The organism is Halomonas sp. ANAO-440, assembly GCF_019915905.1.
In the GTDB taxonomy this organism is placed as follows: domain Bacteria; phylum Pseudomonadota; class Gammaproteobacteria; order Pseudomonadales; family Halomonadaceae; genus Halomonas; species Halomonas chromatireducens.
This window is the reverse complement of sequence record NZ_JAHXBV010000017.1, coordinates 85,060-103,537: the sequence shown is the minus strand read 5'-3', so window position 1 is coordinate 103,537 and position 18,478 is coordinate 85,060. Positions and strand designations below refer to the sequence as shown.

Genomic DNA, 18,478 nt, shown 5'->3' with positions numbered 1-18,478 from the left:
TTGGCGACCTGTTCGAGATCCTGCCGGAGCTCGAGAGCAAGCTGTAAGGGCACTGTTGTCGTGCATTTTATGAAGCCGATCCTCAGGCGAGGGTCGGCTTCTGTCGTTGCAAGTCCTTACCGCTGGTTTCATGAAGCGTGGCTATACAAAACAGTAACAATAGCTATTAGCGTTAGGCGCCAGGGTTTGCCATGCTGGATGGAAGTACCAAGAGGGGGTTGATCCCCGTTATGCTTCATTCAAGGAGGAGTTACCATGCCGCATACACTACCTGAACTTCCCTACGCCTATGATGCGCTGGAACCCTACATTGATGCGATGACCATGGAAATACACCACTCGCGTCACCACAAGACCTATGTGGACAAGCTCAACGCGGCACTGGAAGGCACTGGGCTGGAAGACATGCCAGTGGATGAGCTGATGGTTAGCATCGACCGCGTACCTGAAGCGAAGCGCCAGGAGGTCATCAACAACGGTGGTGGCCACTCCAATCATTCCAAGTTTTGGCAGATGATGTCGCCCAGCGGGGGCGGTCAGCCCCAGGGCAAGGTGGCCCAGGCCATCGACAGCGAACTTGGCGGTTTCGATGCCTTCAAGGAGGCCTTCACCAAGGCGGCCCTTGGGCGCTTCGGCAGCGGCTGGGCCTGGCTAAGCGTGACCCCGGAGAAGAAGCTGGTGGTCGAGAACACCCTGAACCAGGACAGCCCGCACATGCATGGCAACACGCCGGTGTTGGGTCTGGACGTATGGGAGCACGCCTACTACCTGAAGTACCAGAACAAGCGTCCGGATTATGTCGAGGCATTCTTCAACGTGGTCAACTGGGAGGACGTGGAGCGCCGCTACCAGCAAGCCACCTCCTGACCAGCGCACAGGCGCGCTTACAGACAATCGCCGCAGCCTCTGGCTGCGGCGATTGCGTTGTGCCTATCCCCGCACGATTCTACCAACCTGGCCGATGGCGCAGGCGCTGTCCGGTCTAGGTCGTGAAGCTGGCCGTGCCCCGGTTGCTATTGCCAGATAGCTGATCCTTGTGAGATGCAATTATCATTCCGGTCGCAGGCGGTCACTGGGTCAAACGCCTATTGATTGATGTTCGTTCGGTATAGTCTCCGGCAGCGTACCTTCGCCGAGTGTTATTGATAATGCTTATCATTTGTGGCATTGTCATGCGCTGTTGCCGCCTTGGCGGTATGCTTGTTTCGGTCGTCATTTTTGGGAGTCCGCACGTGAGCACGTTTCGCCAACCATGCCTCTGGTGGGCATTTGTCTGGCTGGGTCTGGCCGTGCCGGCTTTTGCCGGCCCGACGCTGCACAGTGAGGCTGGAGAGGCCCAGCGCAGCCAGGCCGAGCTGCAGTCGCACATCGACGACGCCGATGATGAGGCGAGGGCCATGCTCGAGGAGCTGCGTGAGCTGGAGCGCGCCGAGCTTCGCCTGGTGCGCGAGAATGCCGAGCTCGCCCCGCGGCTCGTGCGCCAGGCCGAGACTCTCGACCGCCGCGAGAGGGCGCTGGATACGTTGGAGGAAACCCGGGAGGTCTTGCCGGTACTGCAAGAGCGTCTCGTCGAGCGGCTCGATCAATGGGTCGACAACGACATGCCCTTCCTGCGCGAGGAGCGTCAGGCTCGGGTCTCCAGCCTGCGCTCCAATGCCAGCGAGCGTTCCACCGCCGAGCGCTGGGAGCGGGTGGTCGAGGCTTGGCGCACCGAGCTGGAATACGGGCGCGAAATCGATGCCTGGCGCGGCTATCTCGGTGAAGGAGAGTCCCGCCGCGAGGTTGACTACCTGCGCCTGGGGCGCCTGGGTTTCTACTATCTCAGCCCGGACGGTCGCGCCGGTGGGGTGTGGCAGGTCGATGCGGGCAGTTGGGCAGCACTCGACGAGGCACAGCGACGCGAAGTCCGCAATGGCCTGCGCATGGCGCGTGATCGCCGGGCTCCCGAACTCCTCATGCTGCCGATATCGCAGCTGCTGGAGCGGACCGGGGAGGAGGACGCATGAGTCTGTCACGTTTCACGGTCGGGCTGCTGCTGGCGGTGTTGATGAGTGTTTCTCCTGGCCTCCAGGCCCAGACCGAGTCGTTGAGTTCTCTACGTGCCGAGCGCGAGGCCGCCGAGGCTCGTGACCGGGCACGGCTGGCCGAGCTCCTCGAGGATCGCGGCGCCCTGGAAGCCGCCCTCGAGGAGGCTCGCGCCGCCCATGAACTGGCCGAAACCCGCAACGCCGAACTGCAGGCCGAGGCGCAGGCATTGAGCGAGCGGCAGGACGAACTCGAGGCCCGGCAGGAGGAGCAGGGCGACGATCTCGAGGCGATACTGGCCTCGCTCGTCCGGCACAGCGGCGAACTGCGTGACGACCTGGCAGAAAGCTGGCTGACGCTGGGAGGTGCCGGTCTCCCCCCGCGGCTGGAAGATGCCGAGGTGCTCGAACTCGAACATCTCGAGGCCTTTGCCGAGAGCCTGGTGGCATTGACGGTTGATACGGCTCGCGTGGTGCGCTTCGAGTCGCCGGTGGCGGCGGCCAGCGGCGAGATCACCCCGCGGCAGGTCATCCGGCTGGGCGATTTTGCCGCCTTCACCGACGGACATCTGCTGCGCCGTGGCGCCGACGATGGTGTGTTGTCGGTAGTCGAGCGCACGCCGCGGGAAGTGGCTGCCAGCCTGGCGGACTTCCATGCCGGTGAATCGCGCTCGCTGGCGCTGGATCCGACACGCGGCCAGGTGATGGCGGCGTTGGCCCAGCGACCGAGCCTGGTTGAGCGCTTCCATCAGGGAGGCGCGGTGGGCTACGTCGTGGTGGGGCTGGGTGCCATTGGCCTGCTGGTGGCGCTGCTGCAATATGCCTACCTGCTGAAGGTGAGCCTGGCCATGCGCCGCCAGCTGCGCGACTTGACCGCCCTGCGTGGCGACAATCCGCTTGGGCGCGTGCTGCAGCGTTTCCGCAAGCTGCAGGATGAGCCCGTTCCGGAGGCGCTGGAAGCGCGGCTCGACGAGGCGGTGCTGGCCGAGCTGCCGAAGCTGGAACGCGGACAGCCATTGGTCAAGCTGCTGGCGGCGGTGGCGCCGCTGCTGGGCCTGCTGGGCACCGTGACCGGGATGATCGTGACCTTCCAGGCAATCACCGTGTTCGGGACCGGCGATCCGCAGCTGATGGCGGGAGGCATCAGTCAGGCGCTGGTAACCACGGTATTGGGATTGATCACCGCCGTGCCGCTGCTGTTCGCTCATACGGCGCTTGCCGGACGCAGCCGACACCTGGCCGGGCTGGTGGAAGGGCAGGCGAGTGCCGCCCTGGCCGAGCAGCTCGAGCACCGCCCGCATGGGCCCGATGGCGTCTCCGGGAGCGCGCGTCGCGATGCCGCTTTGGCTTGAGCCGCTGGAGAGGCTGGTTGAGGCGGGCGGCTCGGTCCTGGTCGTCATCGCCATGGTGGCTATGCTGCTGTTCAGCCTGGCGTTGGAGCGGGTGTGGTATTTCCGTATCACCTATCGCCGGGCGCGGCGGGCTCTGATCTCGCGCTGGACGGCGCGCCGGGATCACCTTAGCTGGAGTGCTCTGACCCTGCGTGACGTCTGGGCACGGGAGCTGATCGGGCGGCTGCGGCGCACGCTGCCGTGGCTCAAGCTGCTGGTGGCGCTGTGCCCCTTGCTGGGGCTGCTGGGTACCGTGACCGGCATGATTGCCGTTTTCGACAGCCTGGCGATGACCGATACCAGCCAGGCCCGGGCCATGGCCGACGGCGTGGCGCGGGCCACCCTGCCGACCCTGGCCGGCATGGCGGTGGCGGTGGTGGGCTTGATGTTCACCAGCCGCCTTGAGCAGATCATTCGTCGCGAGGATCAGCGGTTGCATGACCGCCTGGCCCGCGCCGTGGAGGATACCGATGCGTAGACGCCGCCTTGGCGCCGACGATGGCGAAGCCAGCGAGGTCAACCTGACGCCGATGCTGGATGTCGTCTTCATCATGCTGATTTTCTTCATTGTCACCACCAGCTTCATCAAGGAGAGCGGGGTGGAGATCGAGCGCCCCGAGTCCAGTGCCGCCACGCCCCGGCACGACGCCCAGGTGATGGTCGCGATCACCCCTGAAGGGGCGGTGTGGGTCGATGGCCGCGCGGTGGACCTGCACCGCGTCGGCAGCGAGGTTGCCGGGTTGGTCAGCGACGATGGCTCGGTGGTGATTCAGGCCGATCGCGAGTCGACCACCGGTCTGCTGATCGAGGTGATGGACCGCATCCGTGAGGCCGGCGTGGAGCAGATGGCGGTGGCCGCCAGCCGGAGTCGGTCATGATCCGGATATCCTTTTCCTTGCTGGGCGGGGTGGCCCTGGCGCTGCTGCTCTTCTGGCTGCTGGCGCTGCTCGTTACGCCGCCGGAGGAGGAGTTCGAGGTACTTGACGCAGCCATGACCATGAACATGGTCGAGGCGCCCGATACGGTGCAGGAGGAACCGGTGGAACCGGTGGAGCCCAGTGTCGAGCCGCCGCCTCCACAGGTCGAAGTCAGCCCACCGCCCCAGCCGGAATCACTGCCGCCGCGGGAGAGTGCAATTGCTATGCCCGAACCGGAACTGCCGCCCGAGCCGATGGAGCCGCTCGAGGTCGACAGTAGCCTGCCGGAGCTTGCCGAGATACAGCCCGAGCCGTCTCCTGAGCGAGCCGCGGAGCCGCCTCCCGAGCCAGCCCCGGAGCCGCCCCCCGAGCCAGCCCCGGAGTCGCCGCCTCAGCCTGAGTCGATCGCTGAACCGGTACCGGAGCCGTCGCCGAGGGCCGAGTCGAGCCCGTCACCGCCGCAGCCGAGCGCAGCGCCCACCCCGGGACCGACGCCCGAACAGGCCGCACCCGCCGAACAGGGGCCGGTGGATGTTGGCCAGATCGCGCCCACCAGTCGCGTGCCGCCTGAGTATCCTTCTCGTGCCCAGCGCCGCGGTCTCGAGGGGCACGTGGAATTAGAGTTTCTGATTCGCCCCGACGGCAGCATCGATCGCGCTTCCATTCGCGTGATCGAGTCGCAGCCGCGCAATGTCTTCGATTCGGCCGCCGAGCAGGCCGTGGGGCGCTGGCAGTTCGAACCGGCCAGCGGCGTGCGCCGAGCTCGCCAGCGCCTCGAGTTCCAACTGAGGTGATGTCATGACACTCCGTGCCATGAATCCTCTGATCGCCTGTGTGGGTTTCAGAGGTCGAGTTCGGTCCAGACCGGTGCGTGATCCGAGGGTCGCTCTATGCCGCGCAGGTCGTAGTCGATGCCAGCATCGCGCACGCGCTCGGCCAACGATGGGGTGACCAGGATATGGTCGATGCGCAGGCCGCGCTTCGGCTCACGTTCAAAGCCGCGTGAGCGGTAGTCGAACCAGCTGAAGCGGTCGTCCACTTCCGGGTAGTGCAGGCGGTAGCTGTCGGTCAGCCCCCATGCCTTGATGCCGTCGAGCCACTCCCGCTCTACCGGCTGGAAGCTGGTCTTGCCTTCCCGCAGCCAGCGCTTGCGGTTGGGCTCGCCAATGCCGATATCGATATCGGCGGGGGAGATGTTGAAGTCGCCCATGACCACGAGCCGCTCGTCGGGTCGATGGGCCTCCTTCAGCAATCGGGCCAGGCGTGCATAGAACTGCCGCTTGATGGGAAACTTGGTGGGGTGGTCGACATTCTCTCCCTGGGGAAAGTAGCCGTTCCATACCGTCAGCGTCTCGCCATCGGCGGTGCGAAGCTTCACCCCGATCATGCGCCGCTGGGCCTGCTCGTCATCATCGTCAAAGCCGTAGTAAACGGCTTCGGGTTCGCCGGGGCACTGCTCCCTGTGGCACATAAGGGCCACGCCGTAGTGTCCCTTCTGGCCATGAAAGTAGACGCGGTAGCCCATGGCCTCGACTGCCTCGCGGGGAAACTCGTCGTCGTGGACCTTGGTTTCCTGCAGGCCGATCACGGCCGGGGCATGAGACTCGATCAGCGCCTCGAGCTGGTGTAACCTGGCGCGCAATCCATTGATGTTGAAGGATACCAGGCGCATTACTCCGGCGCCTCCCCGCGGTTTTCCGGGTGGATGGCAATGGACTGCCCCGTTTCCTGGCGGGCCTGCTTGCGTGCCGCCTGCAGCTTGCGTTGCTGGCGCTTCTTCTGGGTGAAGCGGCGCGACGAGGTCACCTGATCGGGATTCTCATGGCGCCACTGCTTGAAATCCTTGCGCTTGCCGGTGCGGATTGTCACCTTGTCGGCCAGCGAGCGGGTCTTCTTGCGGCGTGTCATCGGGCCGGACTCCATTGGGTGTCGAAGGGTGGCATAGACCGTTATTCTATCAGTCCATTGCACCAGGCGCGCCCTCATCGCGATAGGCTGGTACAATATGCGGCTGTACGAAGTTCAGGAAACGCTGAACGAATCGACGAGTGAGTTGAGCGATTCGCTTGCGCTGGCATTCGTGCAGCGTTTCCATCACCCATTGCAACGGACAAGACACAGAGCCTATGAGCGAGTCGGAACAGACCACAGCACCGGCCGAGAACCGCAAGCCCAAACGTCGTCGTCGCAAGCCGCGCCGCCGCCAGTCGAACTGGGATCTTCGCCAGTTCCAGGTGCCTGTCGAGGCGGGCAAGTGGCGCTTTCACGACTTCGATCTGCCGCTACCGCTGATGCGAGCCATTCATGCCCTGGGATTTGAATACTGCACCCCGATCCAGGCAGAAGCGCTCAGCCAGACCCTGTTGGGTGGTGACATCGTGGGCAAGGCTCAGACAGGCACCGGCAAGACCGCTGCCTTCCTGATCTCGATCATGGCCTACTTCCTCGAGGAGGAAGAGCCGAACGCCCAGAAGGTTGGTGCGCCGCGTGCCCTGATCGTGGCGCCGACCCGCGAGCTGGCGCTGCAGATCGAGAAGGACGCCAAGGCCCTGGCACGCTTCACGTCGCTCAACGTGGCCAGTGTTGTCGGCGGGATGGACTACCAGAAGCAGCGTGATGCCCTGGGGCGCAAGGTCGACATCCTGGTGGCGACCCCCGGCCGGCTGCTGGACTTCCACGAGAAGCGCGACGTCGACCTGACTCAGGTCGAGGTGCTGGTGCTCGACGAGGCGGACCGCATGCTGTCGATGGGCTTCATTCCCGACGTCAAGCGAATCATCCGGCATACGCCGAAGAAAGAGGAGCGCCAGACCTTCCTGTTCTCGGCGACGTTCTCCCAGGACATCCTCAATCTGGCCAGCCAATGGACCCATGAGCCCGCACACGTCGAGATCGAGGTCACGGTGGAGAACGCCGCCAACATCGATCAGCGGGTCTACATGGTCAGCGACGATGACAAGCAGCGCCTGCTGGTCAACCTGTTGCGTCAGGAGAGCTTCGACCGGGTGATGGTGTTCGGCAATCGTCGTGATCTGGTGCGCAAGCTCGACGAACTGCTCAGGAAGGCGGGCATCAATGCGGCGATGCTCTCCGGTGACGTGCCCCAGAATCAGCGCATCAAGACGCTGGAGAGCTTCCGCGAAGGGGAGATCCAGGTGCTGGTGGCCACCGATGTGGCGGGCCGCGGGATCCATATCGAGGATGTCAGTCACGTGATCAACTACACCCTGCCGGAAGACCCGGAAGACTATGTGCATCGCATCGGCCGTACCGGCCGCGCTGGCGCCAACGGGGTGTCTATCAGTTTCGTCGGCGAAGAGGATGCCTTCTCGCTGCCCGAGATCGAGCGCTACATCAACGGCAAATTGCCCTGCGTGCATCCGCCCGAGGGGCTGCTGTAACGCCTGCTACCCTCGCCGCGAGGGAGCCGGGGACAGGTTGAAGAGGAGGTCTTTTGCCAGGGATGGCAAAAGTAGCGCCCAGGGAAGGGTTCACAGCGCCTCCTCGTAAACCTGTCGACGGCGCCGAAGCCGCCGCCACCGCTTGGCGTTTCCCAGGCAGTCGCTGAAGGGCCGATGGGCTCAAGCCATTCCCCTTAAAGTTCTCTAGAGAGTGAGGCCATGCTGGACGAGGCCCTCAAGGGCGAGATACAGGCCGCCTATCGACGCGTGCTGGAGGCCCAGGGGCTAACCCCACGCTACGGCCAGCGGCTGATGATTGCCGAGATCGCTCGTACGCTGAGCGGCATCGTGGCCGACGACTCGGGCAAGCGCATCTCCGATGAGCATGTCTGCGTGCTCGAGGCCGGCACCGGCACTGGCAAGACCCTGGCCTACCTGCTGGCAGCTTTACCGGTGGCCAAGGCTCGCGGCAAGCGACTGGTCATCGCCACCGCCACGGTGGCCCTGCAGGAGCAGGTGCTGCATCAGGACCTGCCCGCCCTCAAGGCCCACAGCGGCCTGGACTTCCACTACGCCCTGGCCAAGGGGCGCGGTCGCTATCTGTGCGTGGCGCGCCTCGAGCAGGAGCTGGACGGCGTGACAGGCAACCCCACCCTGTCGATGTTCGAGCAGAGCCTGGTTCAGGAGTCCGGCGACAATTTCCAGGCCCTGGTTCGCGAGATGGCCGATGCCTACGGCAGCGGCAACTGGGAGGGCGACCGCGAGAGCTGGTCCGAATCGATCGATGACACCGACTGGCGGCGCCTGACCATCGATCACCGGCAGTGTACCAACCGGCGCTGCGGTCACTTCGCCGCCTGCGCCTTCTTCCGCGCGCGCCGCGACCTTGAGACTGCCGATGTGGTCGTGGCCAATCACGACCTGGTGCTGGCCGACCTGTCCCTGGGTGGCGGTGTCGTGCTGCCGCCACCCGGCGACTGCATCTATGTCTTCGACGAAGGCCATCACCTGCCGGACAAGGCGCTCAATCACTTCGCCCACCGGGTCGGTGTGAGCGGTTCGCTGCGCTGGCTCGGTAGCCTGAAGAAGTCTCTCACCGAGCTCAACCAGGCGCTGGCCATCCAGCCCACCGTGGCCAGGCTGCTGGGCACGCTCCCCGAAGCCATTGCGGCGCTGGAGCCTCGCCTCGGGGAGGCATTCTCCCTGGGGCACCAGCTTGCCGGCCGCCCACATGGGTTGGCTGATGGCGAGGAGGCTCTTCAGCACCGCTTCGAAATGGGACGGGTGCCGGATGGGTTGCGGGAACATGCCGGCACCTTGTTGACTGCCTTCGCCGAGCTGGCACGGACCCTGGAGACCTTGAGCGATATCCTGCGCGAGAGCCTCGACCCGGACAAGCACACGGGGCTCGCTCGGGAGCAGGCGGAAGCCTGGCTCCCGCTGATGGCACTGTTGCACGGCCGTGCGCTGGAGGCCCATGGGCTATGGCAGGCCTATGCCGAAGTCGATACCGGCGGCGAACCGCCACAGGCCCGTTGGATGACCCTGGAGCGCTTCGGCGGAGACCCCGAACTCACTTTCTCGGCGAGCCCCGTCTCCGCCGCTCCTACCCTGGCCAGAACGCTGTGGGGGAGCTGCTACGGCGCCGTGGTGACCTCGGCGACCCTCACCGCATTGGGCCGTTTCGAGCGACTCCAGGAGCGCGCTGGCCTGGCCAACCGCTATCGCTACCAGCGATTGCCGAGCCCGTTCGACTATTCCCGAGCGGTGCTCAGCGTGCCTCGGGAGGCGGTGGACCCTGCCGACCGTGAGGGGCACGAGCGGGCCATCATCGACTTTATCGGTGGCCTTGGCGCTGACGAAGCGGTGTTGATGCTGTTCTCGTCGCGGGCGCAGCTGCGCGCCGTCGAGAAGGCCTTGCCGTCTGCGCAGCGTGAACGGGTGCTGGCCCAGGACCGGCTGCCCAAGCGTGAATTGATCGAGAGGCACCGGGCCCGGGTGGACGACGGTAAGGGCAGCATCATCTTCGGTCTGGCGAGCTTTGCCGAAGGGATCGACCTGCCCGGTGACTACCTGACCCACGTGGTGATCACCCGGCTGCCGTTCGCCGTGCCCGACGACCCCGTCGGCGCGACCCTGGCGGAGTGGATCGAGAGCCAGGGCGGCAATCCGTTCATGCGCATCAGCGTTCCCGATGCATCGATCAAGCTGGTACAGGCCTGTGGCCGACTGATTCGCAAGGAGGCCGACCGGGGGCGCATCACGCTGCTCGACCGCCGGGTGCTGACGCGTCGCTACGGACGGGCACTGCTCGATGCGCTACCGCCTTTCGTGCGTGAGATCGATGGTGTAACGGAAGGGGTTTGACAGGGCAGATAAGACAGAAGACGACAGAGGGCAAGTGAGGTCTCTCATGCAGCAGGCCCGCCGTGGGAGGCGGGCCTGCTGGCATTGGTGCGTCACGACTGGGGTCAGGTGTCGCCACGGGATCCAAGGACCGGCAACAGTTTGGTGGCCATGCGGGTCATGGCCTCCTCGGTGGTGTCCCAGTCGATGCAGGCGTCGGTCACCGAGACGCCGTACTGCATCTGGCTGTGATCGTCGAGAATCTTCTGGCTGCCCCAGCCGATATGGGACTCCACCATCAGGCCCATGATCGAACGGTTGCCCTCGAGGATCTGGTTGGTGACGTTCTCCATGACCAGGGGCTGCAGCGCCGGGTCCTTGTTGGAGTTGGCGTGGGAGCAGTCGATCATGATGTTGGGCTTGATGCCGGCCTTGCGCAGCTCCTGCTCGGCCAGCGCGACGCTGACGCTGTCGTAGTTGGGCTTTCCGTTGCCGCCGCGCAGCACCACATGGGCATAGGCGTTGCCACGGGTGCGGATGATTGAAACCTGGCCGCTCTGGTTGATGCCGAGGAAATTATGCGGGTGCGCCACCGACTGCAGGGCGTTGACGGCAACGTCAAGGCTGCCGTCGGTACCGTTCTTGAACCCGACGGGACTGGAAAGCCCGGAGGACATCTCCCGGTGGGTCTGGGATTCGGTGGTGCGTGCGCCGATTGCCGACCAGCTGATACAGTCCTGCAGGTATTGGGGCGAAATCGGGTCGAGGGCCTCGGTGGCCAGGGGCAGCCCGATCTCGGAGAGTTCGACGAGCAGCCGACGGGCGATGTGCAACCCTTCCTCGATCTCGAATGAGCCATTGAGGTGCGGGTCGTTGATCAAGCCCTTCCAGCCGACAGTGGTTCGGGGCTTTTCGAAGTAGACCCTCATCACCACATAGAGGCTGTCCTTCACCTCGTCGGCCAGGCGACGCAGGCGACGTGCGTAATCAAGGGCTGCATCAATGTCATGGATGGAGCAGGGACCGATTACCACCAGTAGCCTGGGGTCGCTGCCATCAAGGATATTCTGAATGGTCCGACGCCCCTCGATGACCGTCTTTTCGGCGATTTCACCAAGCGGTATTTCGTTCTTGAGCGCTTCGGGGGTGATCAGAACGTCCTGGGAAAGAACGTTGAGGTTGCTGACCTGCTGATCTGACATTTCGCTACCTGTATCGAATGCGTTGAAGGCGGGGGGATGATCTACTATACACCCGCGGAGCGATAAAATATCAATTGTGGCCGGAACCCTGAACCGGGTCGCCTGTCTGATTGCCGGCGCATGGCGGCCGGCTTGAAGCGCGGCCAATAAACAGGAACACTTGCCGTCTAGATGGGGCAATGCTCCAGGAACACTCAGCTGCCAACAGGCACCAGGTTTACACCATGCATGTAGAATCCAGCACGATGTTTCGTTTATCCGCCAGTTATCAGGCACTCTCCCGGTCGGGGGGGGCGTGAATGGGCAGCCGAGAGACCGACCAACAGCTCGTGGAACGTGCCCAGCAGGGCGACACTCGTGCGTTCGACCTGCTGGTCAGGAAGTATCAGCACAAGATCATCGGGCTGATCGGGCGCTATGTACAGGATCACAGTGAAGTACAGGATGTGGCACAGGAGGCCTTCATCAAGGCGTACCGGGCGTTGGGCAAGTTTCGCGCCGAGAGCGCCTTTTATACCTGGATGTATCGGATTGCCATCAATACTGCCAAGAATCACCTGGTATCAAAGGGGCGGCGTCCGCCTGGCAGTGACCTGGATATCGTCGATGCCGAGATCCTCGATCATAGCGGGCGGCTTGCCGATATCGAGACGCCGGAGGCCTCGCTGGCGCGGGACCAGCTCGAGTCAGCGGTATTCGAAGCCATCGAGAACCTACCCGACGACCTGCGCACGGCGATTACCCTGCGCGAGCTGGACGGGCTCTCTTACGAAGACATTGCCCATATCATGCAGTGTCCGGTAGGGACGGTGCGTTCGCGCATCTTTCGTGCCCGTGAGGCAGTGGACCAGCATATTCAGCCCTTCGTGACGACGGCTCGAACCCGGGAGTCGGTAACGGAGTAGCAGCTGAGTGAGAAAATTCGAAGGATTTTGCATTGGCGCTGAACTGTATGGCGCTGGCGGCGTCAGAAGCAGTGATTGTTACGTTACAACGCTTTCACGGGTACGTGAGCGGGTCGGTATTTCCGGTATTGTGTGACAGCAGCTGTGATAGGAAATACCGGATTTCATTGGATGCAAGGCAGGGTGCCTTGACAGTGTGGGGGTGTGAGAATGAGTCAGAACGCACGGGAATCGCTTTCTGTCCTTATGGACAACGAAGGTGATGATCTCGAGCTGCGTCGGGTGCTGAAGTCCCTGGAGGACGACCCCGATGCGGCTGATGCCTGGCGACGCTATCACTTGATGCGTAGCCTGATGCGTCGGGATCATGACATCGATGTCAGCATGGACCTTTCGGCCGGCATCATGTCCCGCCTTGAGGAGGAGCCGGCACCGGCTCTGGAAACGGTGCCCTCGGCCCCGCGTCGTGCTCCCTCCCTGGCTCGCGGTGCCGGTATTGCGGCTGCCGTGTCGCTAATGGTGATCACCGGGGTGCAGTTCTACAGCGGCAGTGACTTTGCCAGCACCGGCGATGCGCCGGTCGCCGGGAACGAATCTCGTACCGCTACTACGGAGCAGCCGCAGCGAAGCCTGGCCAGCCAGGGGGCACCCCTCTTTTCGCCGGCAGCCTCAGGTGGCCAGGCGGGCATCATGCCTGTGGGAGCCAGTTTCGACAGTCCGCTTTTCCTGTCCCCGCAATCCCGCCAGCCCGCGAGCTCTGATCAGGAGCAGGCGAGGTTGCTGCAGTCCTACCTTGATCGACATTCAGAGGGTGCTGCCTATCGCAGCGGTGATGTCTGGATGCCGCTATTGCGCGCTTCCGGTAGCGAGGCGCTGGGGCAGCAATGATGAAGGCCGGGCGTACCCTGTGTCGCCTGGCAGTACTCAGCGGCATTGGTGGCTTGCTCGTTTCGCTGCCCCTGGCCGCCGACACGCCACGCGACACCGAGTCAGCAAACGAGCAATTCGACTGTCGCCAGCTATCTGACTGGGATGCGCCGGAGTCGCCGATCGACTGGTTCGAGCGCAGCCTTTGGGCCAATCATTGCTACATCTTCCAGGCGCGGGCAGTGCGTATCGGCATCGACGGCGTCAGGACACTGGCGCTTTCCCACGATATCCAGGATGGCGTAGAGCGCGAAGTGGCACGCTTTCTCGACGGACCCCAAGTTTTCTTAGAGCGCCGTGGGCGCATCGGCCGGCTGGGCTGGGCCGATGGCCAGGAAGAAGCACCCGCCTCACCGGCCGGGGTTGCCAGGCATCTCGACCAGTTTTATCGACTTGGCCTGGGAAGCGGCGAACGCATCGCCAATCGTTCGGCCGTGCGCCTGGACATCGAACCACTCGACGGGCTGCGTTTCGGCCAGCGAGTCTGGCTCGATGCATCCACAGCACTCCCCTTGAAGCGCGAGCTACTCGATGACCGTGGCCGTGTGGTCGAAACCTTCCAGATTACCGAACTCCAGTCGCCTCAGCTCCATGAGGGTGGCGTCTTTCTCGATGATCTTCGCGTCCCCCCTCAGCAGCCCTGGTATCCCGAATGGCTGCCGGAAGGGTTTGTCGACCAGCCGGTCGATACTCGCAGCGACCGTCATGGCACGGAAGTGGGGCACCGCATCTACAGCGACGGACTTTCTACGTTGAGCCTGTTCGTCGAGCCTATCGAGGAGGGGCGGGAACGTCTCATTCCCGGTCTTCATCGGCTGGGTATCTCGCTTGCCGTGGTGCGCCATGTGAGTGTAGATGACAAGCCCATGCAGGTCGTGGTGATGGGAGAGCTGCCGCCCCGCGTGCTTGCTCAGGTCGCGGATAGTCTGGCCTGGGAGGCGGCGTCCGATGATGGCGAATGAGAGGTCAGCAGGTGGAACCTGGTGTGACTGCCGGCAGGTGAACCGTACACAACGACGCAGGAGTTTTTTAATGAAACCAATAACTCGATCCCTTCCGCTGTGGGCGCTTCTATTGGCTCTGTTGCTCCCTTGGCAGGCGGCCCAGGCTCGTGACCTTCCCGATTTCGCCGACCTGGTCGAGCAGGCCGCCCCGGGGGTAGTCAATATATCCACCACGCGTACTTTGGAGCGTGGCCAGGCGTTCGAGGGGTTCGGTGGGCAGGACATACCCGATATCTTCCGTCACTTCTTCGGTGATCGTTTTCCGGGTGGCCCGGGTGGCCCGGGTGGTCCTGGCGGTCCGGGGCCCGGTCAGGGCCAGGAGCGTCAGTCGCTGGGCTCGGGTTTCATCATCAGCGCTGATGGTTACATTCTGACCAATGCCCATGTGGTCGAGGGGGCCGATGAGATACTGGTACGACTCAACGATCGCCGCGAAATGGAGGCCGAACTGATCGGCGCCGACCCGCAGACCGATGTCGCCGTGCTCAAGGTGGATGCCGAGGACCTGCCGACTCTGCCGACCGGCGATTCCGATACGCTCAGGGTCGGCGAATGGGTGGCCGCTATCGGTTCGCCCTTCGGCTTCGACTACTCGGTGACAGCCGGCATCATCAGCGCCATAAACCGCACCTTGCCGCGGGATGCCTATGTACCCTTCATCCAGACCGATGTTGCCATCAATCCGGGCAACTCGGGCGGTCCATTGTTCAACCTTGATGGCGAAGTCATTGGTATCAATGCCCAGATATTCACCCGGAGCGGTGGCTTCATGGGCCTCTCCTTTGCGATACCCATTAACGTGGCCATGGATGTGGCCAACCAGTTGCGTGATGACGGGCGTGTGCGTCGTGGTTGGCTCGGCGTGATGATCCAGCCGGTCTCGCGGGACCTGGCCGAATCGTTCGGCATGGACACTGCCAGCGGCGCGCTGATCGCCGATCTGGACCCGGAAGGGCCGGCGGCCGAAGGGGGCGTTCGCGCCGGTGACATCATTCTCGAGGTGGACGGCGAGGAAGTGGAACGTTCGCGCAATCTGCCGCGTCTGATCGGTCGCGTCTCGCCAGGCAGCGATGCGGAGCTGACCATCATGCGCGATGGCCAGCGTGAGCAGGTCACCGTGACCATTGGCGATTGGCCGGACACCGACGAACCACGTGCCGAGGCCCGTGATGAGCGGAGTGCCCAGGCGCGCCTGGGGATCGCGGTTAGTGAACTCGATGAGGCCGAGCGTGAGCGGCTTGGTGTCGAGGCCGGCGTGATGGTGCGTGAGGTCGAGCCTCAGGGAGCGGCTGCCCTGGCCGGTATTCGCCGTGGGGATGTCATCGTCAGTATCGATCATCACACTGTGGAGAGCGGCTCGCAGCTGCTGGAACTGGTCGAGGAGCTACCGACGGACCGGGCGGTTCCGGTGCGACTCTATCGCGAAGGGCGCTCTCTGTTCGTCGCCCTGAGACTGGGCCAGAACTGACTCGCGACGCGATTTCGTTTTCGCCGTTCCCCTCGAAGCGCCCCTCATCTCCCGGTGAGGGGCGCCTTCATTCCGGGCAGTAGCCCACGGCTGCGCTGTCCAACCCCCCGCCATGCCGGTACAATACTCGCCATTGCATTCATTTGACGTGAGCGGGTCGCGGGCGAACCGGCCACCTCCGCGCACGTGACGAAAACCGGACTGGGCTAGATGAGCAACGACGCAAGCAACGAAAAGCTGAAGTACATTCGGAATTTCTCGATCATTGCCCATATCGACCATGGCAAATCGACCCTGGCAGATCGCCTTATCCAGAGCTGCGGCGGGCTCTCCGAGCGCGAGCTAAAGGAGCAGGTGCTCGACTCGATGGATCTCGAGCGTGAGCGGGGGATCACCATCAAGGCCCAGTCGGTAACGCTGGATTACCAGGCCGATGACGGTCATACCTACCAGCTCAACTTTATCGACACCCCTGGGCACGTGGATTTTTCCTACGAGGTCTCACGCTCACTCTACGCCTGCGAGGGAGCGCTGCTGGTGGTGGATGCGGCCCAGGGCGTCGAGGCCCAGTCGGTTGCCAACTGCTATACCGCCATCGAGCAGGGCCTCGAAGTGTTGCCGGTGCTCAACAAGATGGACCTTCCCCAGGCCGACCCCGACAAGGTGGCCCATGAGATCGAGGAGATCATTGGCCTCGATGCCACCGATGCCTGCCAGGTCTCGGCCAAGAGCGGGCTGGGCATCGACGGGCTGCTCGAGCGCCTGGTACGCGATATTCCGCCGCCCAAGGGCGATCGGGAAGCACCGCTCCAGGCGCTGATCATCGATTCCTGGTTCGACAACTACCTGGGTGTCGTCTCGCTGGTTCGTGTCTTCGACGGCACCCTCAAGAAGGGCCAGAAGATCCGCATCAAGTCCACCGGTCGTGACTGGCAGGCCAACGAGGTGGGGATCTTCACCCCGTTGCGCAAGGAGACCGGCATCCTGCGTGCCGGTGAGGTCGGCTTCGTGGTGGCCGGGATCAAGGAGATTCAGGGTGCGCCGGTGGGGGATACCATCACCCATGCCAAGACGCCTGACGTGGAGCGCCTTCCGGGCTTCCAGAAGGTCAAGCCACAGGTCTATGCCGGCATGTTCCCGGTCGGCGCCGACGACTACGAGGACTTCCGCGACGCGCTGGAGAAGCTCGCGCTCAACGATGCCTCGCTGGAGTACGAGCCCGAGAACTCCGATGCCCTGGGCTTCGGTTTCCGTGTCGGCTTCCTCGGCACTCTGCACATGGAGATTGTCCAGGAGCGCCTGGAGCGCGAATACAACCTGGACCTGCTCACCACGGCGCCCACCGTGGTCTACGAGCTGGCGATGAAGAATGGCGACGTCAAGTACGTTTCCAACCCCTCCAAGCTGCCGGACATGGCCGATGTCGAGGAGATGCGCGAGCCCATTGTTCGTGCCAGTATCCTGGTGCCCCAGGAGTTCGTCGGCAACGTGATCATGGAGTGCGAGAACCGCCGCGGCACCCAGCGCGACATGCAGTTCCTGGGCAGTCAGATCCAGCTGGTCTATGAGCTGCCCATGAGCGAAGTGGTGATGGACTTCTTCGATCGATTAAAATCCATCTCCAAGGGCTATGCCTCGCTGGATTACGGTTTCGAACGCTTCCAGGCGGCCAAGCTGGTGCGCCTGGACGTACTGATCAATGGCGACAAGGTCGATGCGCTGGCGGTCATCATCCACCGCGATCATGCCCATGGCCGCGGGCGCCTGCTGGTGGAAAAGATGAAGGAGCTGATTCCCCGCCAGATGTTCGACGTGGCGATTCAGGCCGCCATCGGTGGCCAGGTCGTGGCTCGCTCCACCGTCAAGGCTCTGCGCAAGAATGTGACGGCCAAGTGCTATGGTGGCGATGTCTCCCGCAAGAAGAAGCTGCTGGAAAAGCAGAAGGCGGGCAAGAAACGCATGAAACAGGTCGGTCGGGTGGAAATTCCCCAGGATGCTTTCCTGGCCGTACTCAAGGTGAATGACTAGGGACCGACGATACTATGGATTTCTCACTTCTGCTGGTGATTGCTGTGGCAGTCACTGGTCTGATATGGCTGCTCGATCTGATCTTGCTGCGCCCGGCCCGACGGCGGAGCCTGGCCACTGCCGAAGCTGAAACGACCGAAGGGCTTGATGAAGAGACGCGGGCCAAGGTGCTCAAGGAGCCCTGGCCGGTCGATTACGCGCGCTCCTTCTTCCCGGTCCTTCTGGTGGTGTTGCTGCTGCGCAGCTTCCTGGTGGAACCCTTCCAGATTCCATCCGGCTCCATGCGCCCCACCCTGGAGGTCGGTGACTTCATCCTGGTGAACAAGTACGCCTATGGCCTGCGCCTGCCGGTGACCCATACCCGCTTCGTCGAAATGAACGACCCCCAGCGCGGTGACGTCATGGTCTTTCGCTTCCCCAACGAGCCTTCGGTGAACTTCATCAAGCGTGTGGTGGGGCTGCCGGGCGATACCGTGCGCTATGAGGACAAGCAGCTCTACGTCAACGGCGAGCCGGTACCCAAGCGCCTGATCGAAGAGGGGCCGGCCGAAGCACCGCAAGAGTGGCTGCTGGAGGAGCAATTGGGCGAAATCAGCCACCGGATCTACAATAATCCTCGTGATCCGGGGCCGCGCGTGCGTGAACTGGTGGTGCCGGACGGGCACTACTTCACCATGGGTGACAACCGCGACCACTCCAACGACAGCCGTTACTGGGGTTTCGTACCCGAAGAGAACATCGTCGGGCGTGCCTTTGCTGTCTGGATGCAGTGGGATGGTGGTCTGCCCAGTTTCTCCAGCGTTCGTCGTATTCATTGACCTTCGGGGTCTCTCGGCGACGGTTCTTATTCTTGCCGCTAGGCAGT

At 63.4% G+C, this 18,478-nt stretch carries 17 protein-coding genes; 14 read left to right on the top strand and 3 right to left on the bottom strand.

Features of this window, described 5'->3' with window-relative positions:
* Nucleotides 1-255: 255 nt before the first annotated feature.
* The 6 genes from KZO25_RS13165 to KZO25_RS13140 all read left to right on the top strand — a co-directional run bounded on the left by KZO25_RS13165 (nt 256) and on the right by KZO25_RS13140 (nt 5,126).
* Entirely contained in the window at nt 256-867 is a 612-nt protein-coding gene (locus KZO25_RS13165) for a superoxide dismutase (protein ID WP_223137306.1), read from the top strand.
* A 365-nt stretch (nt 868-1,232) separates the two neighbouring features.
* Nucleotides 1,233-2,006: a DUF3450 domain-containing protein gene (locus KZO25_RS13160; protein ID WP_316935703.1), complete on the top strand. Its 774-nt coding sequence runs from the start codon at nt 1,233-1,235 to the stop codon at nt 2,004-2,006.
* Nucleotides 2,003-3,376, top strand: coding sequence for a MotA/TolQ/ExbB proton channel family protein (locus KZO25_RS13155; RefSeq protein WP_223137305.1), 1,374 nt, complete (start codon nt 2,003-2,005; stop codon nt 3,374-3,376). The genes KZO25_RS13160 and KZO25_RS13155 overlap by 4 nt, the downstream gene beginning before the upstream one ends.
* Nucleotides 3,360-3,893 (top strand): MotA/TolQ/ExbB proton channel family protein, encoded by a 534-nt coding sequence (locus KZO25_RS13150; RefSeq protein ID WP_223137304.1) that lies wholly within the window; start codon nt 3,360-3,362, stop codon nt 3,891-3,893. Before KZO25_RS13155 ends, KZO25_RS13150 begins: the two co-directional genes overlap by 17 nt.
* Nucleotides 3,886-4,293, top strand: coding sequence for an ExbD/TolR family protein (locus KZO25_RS13145; RefSeq protein ID WP_223137303.1), 408 nt, complete (start codon nt 3,886-3,888; stop codon nt 4,291-4,293). Before KZO25_RS13150 ends, KZO25_RS13145 begins: the two co-directional genes overlap by 8 nt.
* Entirely contained in the window at nt 4,290-5,126 is an 837-nt protein-coding gene (locus KZO25_RS13140) for an energy transducer TonB (protein WP_223137302.1), read from the top strand. The genes KZO25_RS13145 and KZO25_RS13140 overlap by 4 nt, the downstream gene beginning before the upstream one ends.
* A 47-nt stretch (nt 5,127-5,173) precedes the next feature.
* Here KZO25_RS13140 and xthA read toward each other — a convergent pair whose 3' ends face one another.
* Both xthA and KZO25_RS13130 read right to left on the bottom strand, forming a co-directional pair.
* Nucleotides 5,174-6,004 (bottom strand): exodeoxyribonuclease III, encoded by an 831-nt coding sequence (gene xthA, locus KZO25_RS13135; protein ID WP_223137301.1) that lies wholly within the window; start codon nt 6,002-6,004, stop codon nt 5,174-5,176.
* Complete coding sequence (locus KZO25_RS13130; RefSeq protein ID WP_223137300.1) at nt 6,004-6,240, bottom strand: hypothetical protein; 237 nt, start codon at nt 6,238-6,240, stop codon at nt 6,004-6,006. The genes xthA and KZO25_RS13130 overlap by 1 nt, the downstream gene beginning before the upstream one ends.
* Before the next feature lie 218 nt (nt 6,241-6,458).
* Here KZO25_RS13130 and rhlB point away from each other — a divergent pair, with 218 nt between their 5' ends.
* Nucleotides 6,459-7,733: an ATP-dependent RNA helicase RhlB gene (rhlB, locus tag KZO25_RS13125; protein WP_223137299.1), complete on the top strand. Its 1,275-nt coding sequence runs from the start codon at nt 6,459-6,461 to the stop codon at nt 7,731-7,733.
* 219 nt (nt 7,734-7,952) lie between these two features.
* The gene (gene dinG / locus KZO25_RS13120; protein WP_223137298.1) at nt 7,953-10,100 is read left to right on the top strand and encodes an ATP-dependent DNA helicase DinG; all 2,148 of its coding nucleotides are present in this window, start codon (nt 7,953-7,955) and stop codon (nt 10,098-10,100) included.
* Nucleotides 10,101-10,204: 104 nt separating this feature from the next.
* Here the strand turns inward: dinG and KZO25_RS13115 are convergent, their stop codons facing one another.
* The gene (locus KZO25_RS13115; RefSeq protein WP_066448560.1) at nt 10,205-11,281 is read right to left on the bottom strand and encodes a 3-deoxy-7-phosphoheptulonate synthase; all 1,077 of its coding nucleotides are present in this window, start codon (nt 11,279-11,281) and stop codon (nt 10,205-10,207) included.
* Nucleotides 11,282-11,580: 299 nt separating this feature from the next.
* On the opposite strand from KZO25_RS13115, the gene rpoE reads away from it, so the two are divergent.
* From rpoE to lepB, 6 genes are all read left to right on the top strand, one after another.
* Nucleotides 11,581-12,186, top strand: coding sequence for an RNA polymerase sigma factor RpoE (gene rpoE / locus KZO25_RS13110; RefSeq protein ID WP_066448558.1), 606 nt, complete (start codon nt 11,581-11,583; stop codon nt 12,184-12,186).
* Nucleotides 12,187-12,396: 210 nt separating this feature from the next.
* Nucleotides 12,397-13,074: a sigma-E factor negative regulatory protein gene (locus KZO25_RS13105; RefSeq protein ID WP_223137297.1), complete on the top strand. Its 678-nt coding sequence runs from the start codon at nt 12,397-12,399 to the stop codon at nt 13,072-13,074.
* Complete coding sequence (locus KZO25_RS13100; RefSeq protein ID WP_262489001.1) at nt 13,071-14,075, top strand: MucB/RseB C-terminal domain-containing protein; 1,005 nt, start codon at nt 13,071-13,073, stop codon at nt 14,073-14,075. Before KZO25_RS13105 ends, KZO25_RS13100 begins: the two co-directional genes overlap by 4 nt.
* A gap of 70 nt (nt 14,076-14,145) precedes the next feature.
* The gene (locus KZO25_RS13095; RefSeq protein ID WP_223137296.1) at nt 14,146-15,585 is read left to right on the top strand and encodes a DegQ family serine endoprotease; all 1,440 of its coding nucleotides are present in this window, start codon (nt 14,146-14,148) and stop codon (nt 15,583-15,585) included.
* Nucleotides 15,586-15,795: 210 nt separating this feature from the next.
* Nucleotides 15,796-17,613 (top strand): translation elongation factor 4, encoded by a 1,818-nt coding sequence (gene lepA / locus KZO25_RS13090; protein WP_066448547.1) that lies wholly within the window; start codon nt 15,796-15,798, stop codon nt 17,611-17,613.
* A 14-nt stretch (nt 17,614-17,627) separates the two neighbouring features.
* Nucleotides 17,628-18,431 carry a signal peptidase I gene (lepB, locus tag KZO25_RS13085; protein WP_066448545.1) on the top strand — a complete coding sequence of 268 codons (804 nt, stop codon included), beginning with the start codon at nt 17,628-17,630 and terminating at the stop codon, nt 18,429-18,431.
* Nucleotides 18,432-18,478: the final 47 nt, after the last annotated feature.

Coding starts and splice junctions, on each gene's coding strand:
- KZO25_RS13140 (WP_223137302.1), top strand. CDS start 4,290: ATGATCCGGATATCCTTTTCCTTGCTGGGCGGGGTGGCCCTGGCGCTG.
- KZO25_RS13100 (WP_262489001.1), top strand. CDS start 13,071: ATGATGAAGGCCGGGCGTACCCTGTGTCGCCTGGCAGTACTCAGCGGC.
- KZO25_RS13155 (WP_223137305.1), top strand. CDS start 2,003: ATGAGTCTGTCACGTTTCACGGTCGGGCTGCTGCTGGCGGTGTTGATG.
- KZO25_RS13130 (WP_223137300.1), bottom strand. CDS start 6,240: ATGACACGCCGCAAGAAGACCCGCTCGCTGGCCGACAAGGTGACAATC.
- KZO25_RS13150 (WP_223137304.1), top strand. CDS start 3,360: ATGCCGCTTTGGCTTGAGCCGCTGGAGAGGCTGGTTGAGGCGGGCGGC.
- rpoE (WP_066448558.1), top strand. CDS start 11,581: ATGGGCAGCCGAGAGACCGACCAACAGCTCGTGGAACGTGCCCAGCAG.
- KZO25_RS13115 (WP_066448560.1), bottom strand. CDS start 11,281: ATGTCAGATCAGCAGGTCAGCAACCTCAACGTTCTTTCCCAGGACGTT.
- KZO25_RS13165 (WP_223137306.1), top strand. CDS start 256: ATGCCGCATACACTACCTGAACTTCCCTACGCCTATGATGCGCTGGAA.
- rhlB (WP_223137299.1), top strand. CDS start 6,459: ATGAGCGAGTCGGAACAGACCACAGCACCGGCCGAGAACCGCAAGCCC.
- xthA (WP_223137301.1), bottom strand. CDS start 6,004: ATGCGCCTGGTATCCTTCAACATCAATGGATTGCGCGCCAGGTTACAC.
- lepA (WP_066448547.1), top strand. CDS start 15,796: ATGAGCAACGACGCAAGCAACGAAAAGCTGAAGTACATTCGGAATTTC.
- KZO25_RS13145 (WP_223137303.1), top strand. CDS start 3,886: ATGCGTAGACGCCGCCTTGGCGCCGACGATGGCGAAGCCAGCGAGGTC.
- KZO25_RS13095 (WP_223137296.1), top strand. CDS start 14,146: ATGAAACCAATAACTCGATCCCTTCCGCTGTGGGCGCTTCTATTGGCT.
- lepB (WP_066448545.1), top strand. CDS start 17,628: ATGGATTTCTCACTTCTGCTGGTGATTGCTGTGGCAGTCACTGGTCTG.
- KZO25_RS13105 (WP_223137297.1), top strand. CDS start 12,397: ATGAGTCAGAACGCACGGGAATCGCTTTCTGTCCTTATGGACAACGAA.
- dinG (WP_223137298.1), top strand. CDS start 7,953: ATGCTGGACGAGGCCCTCAAGGGCGAGATACAGGCCGCCTATCGACGC.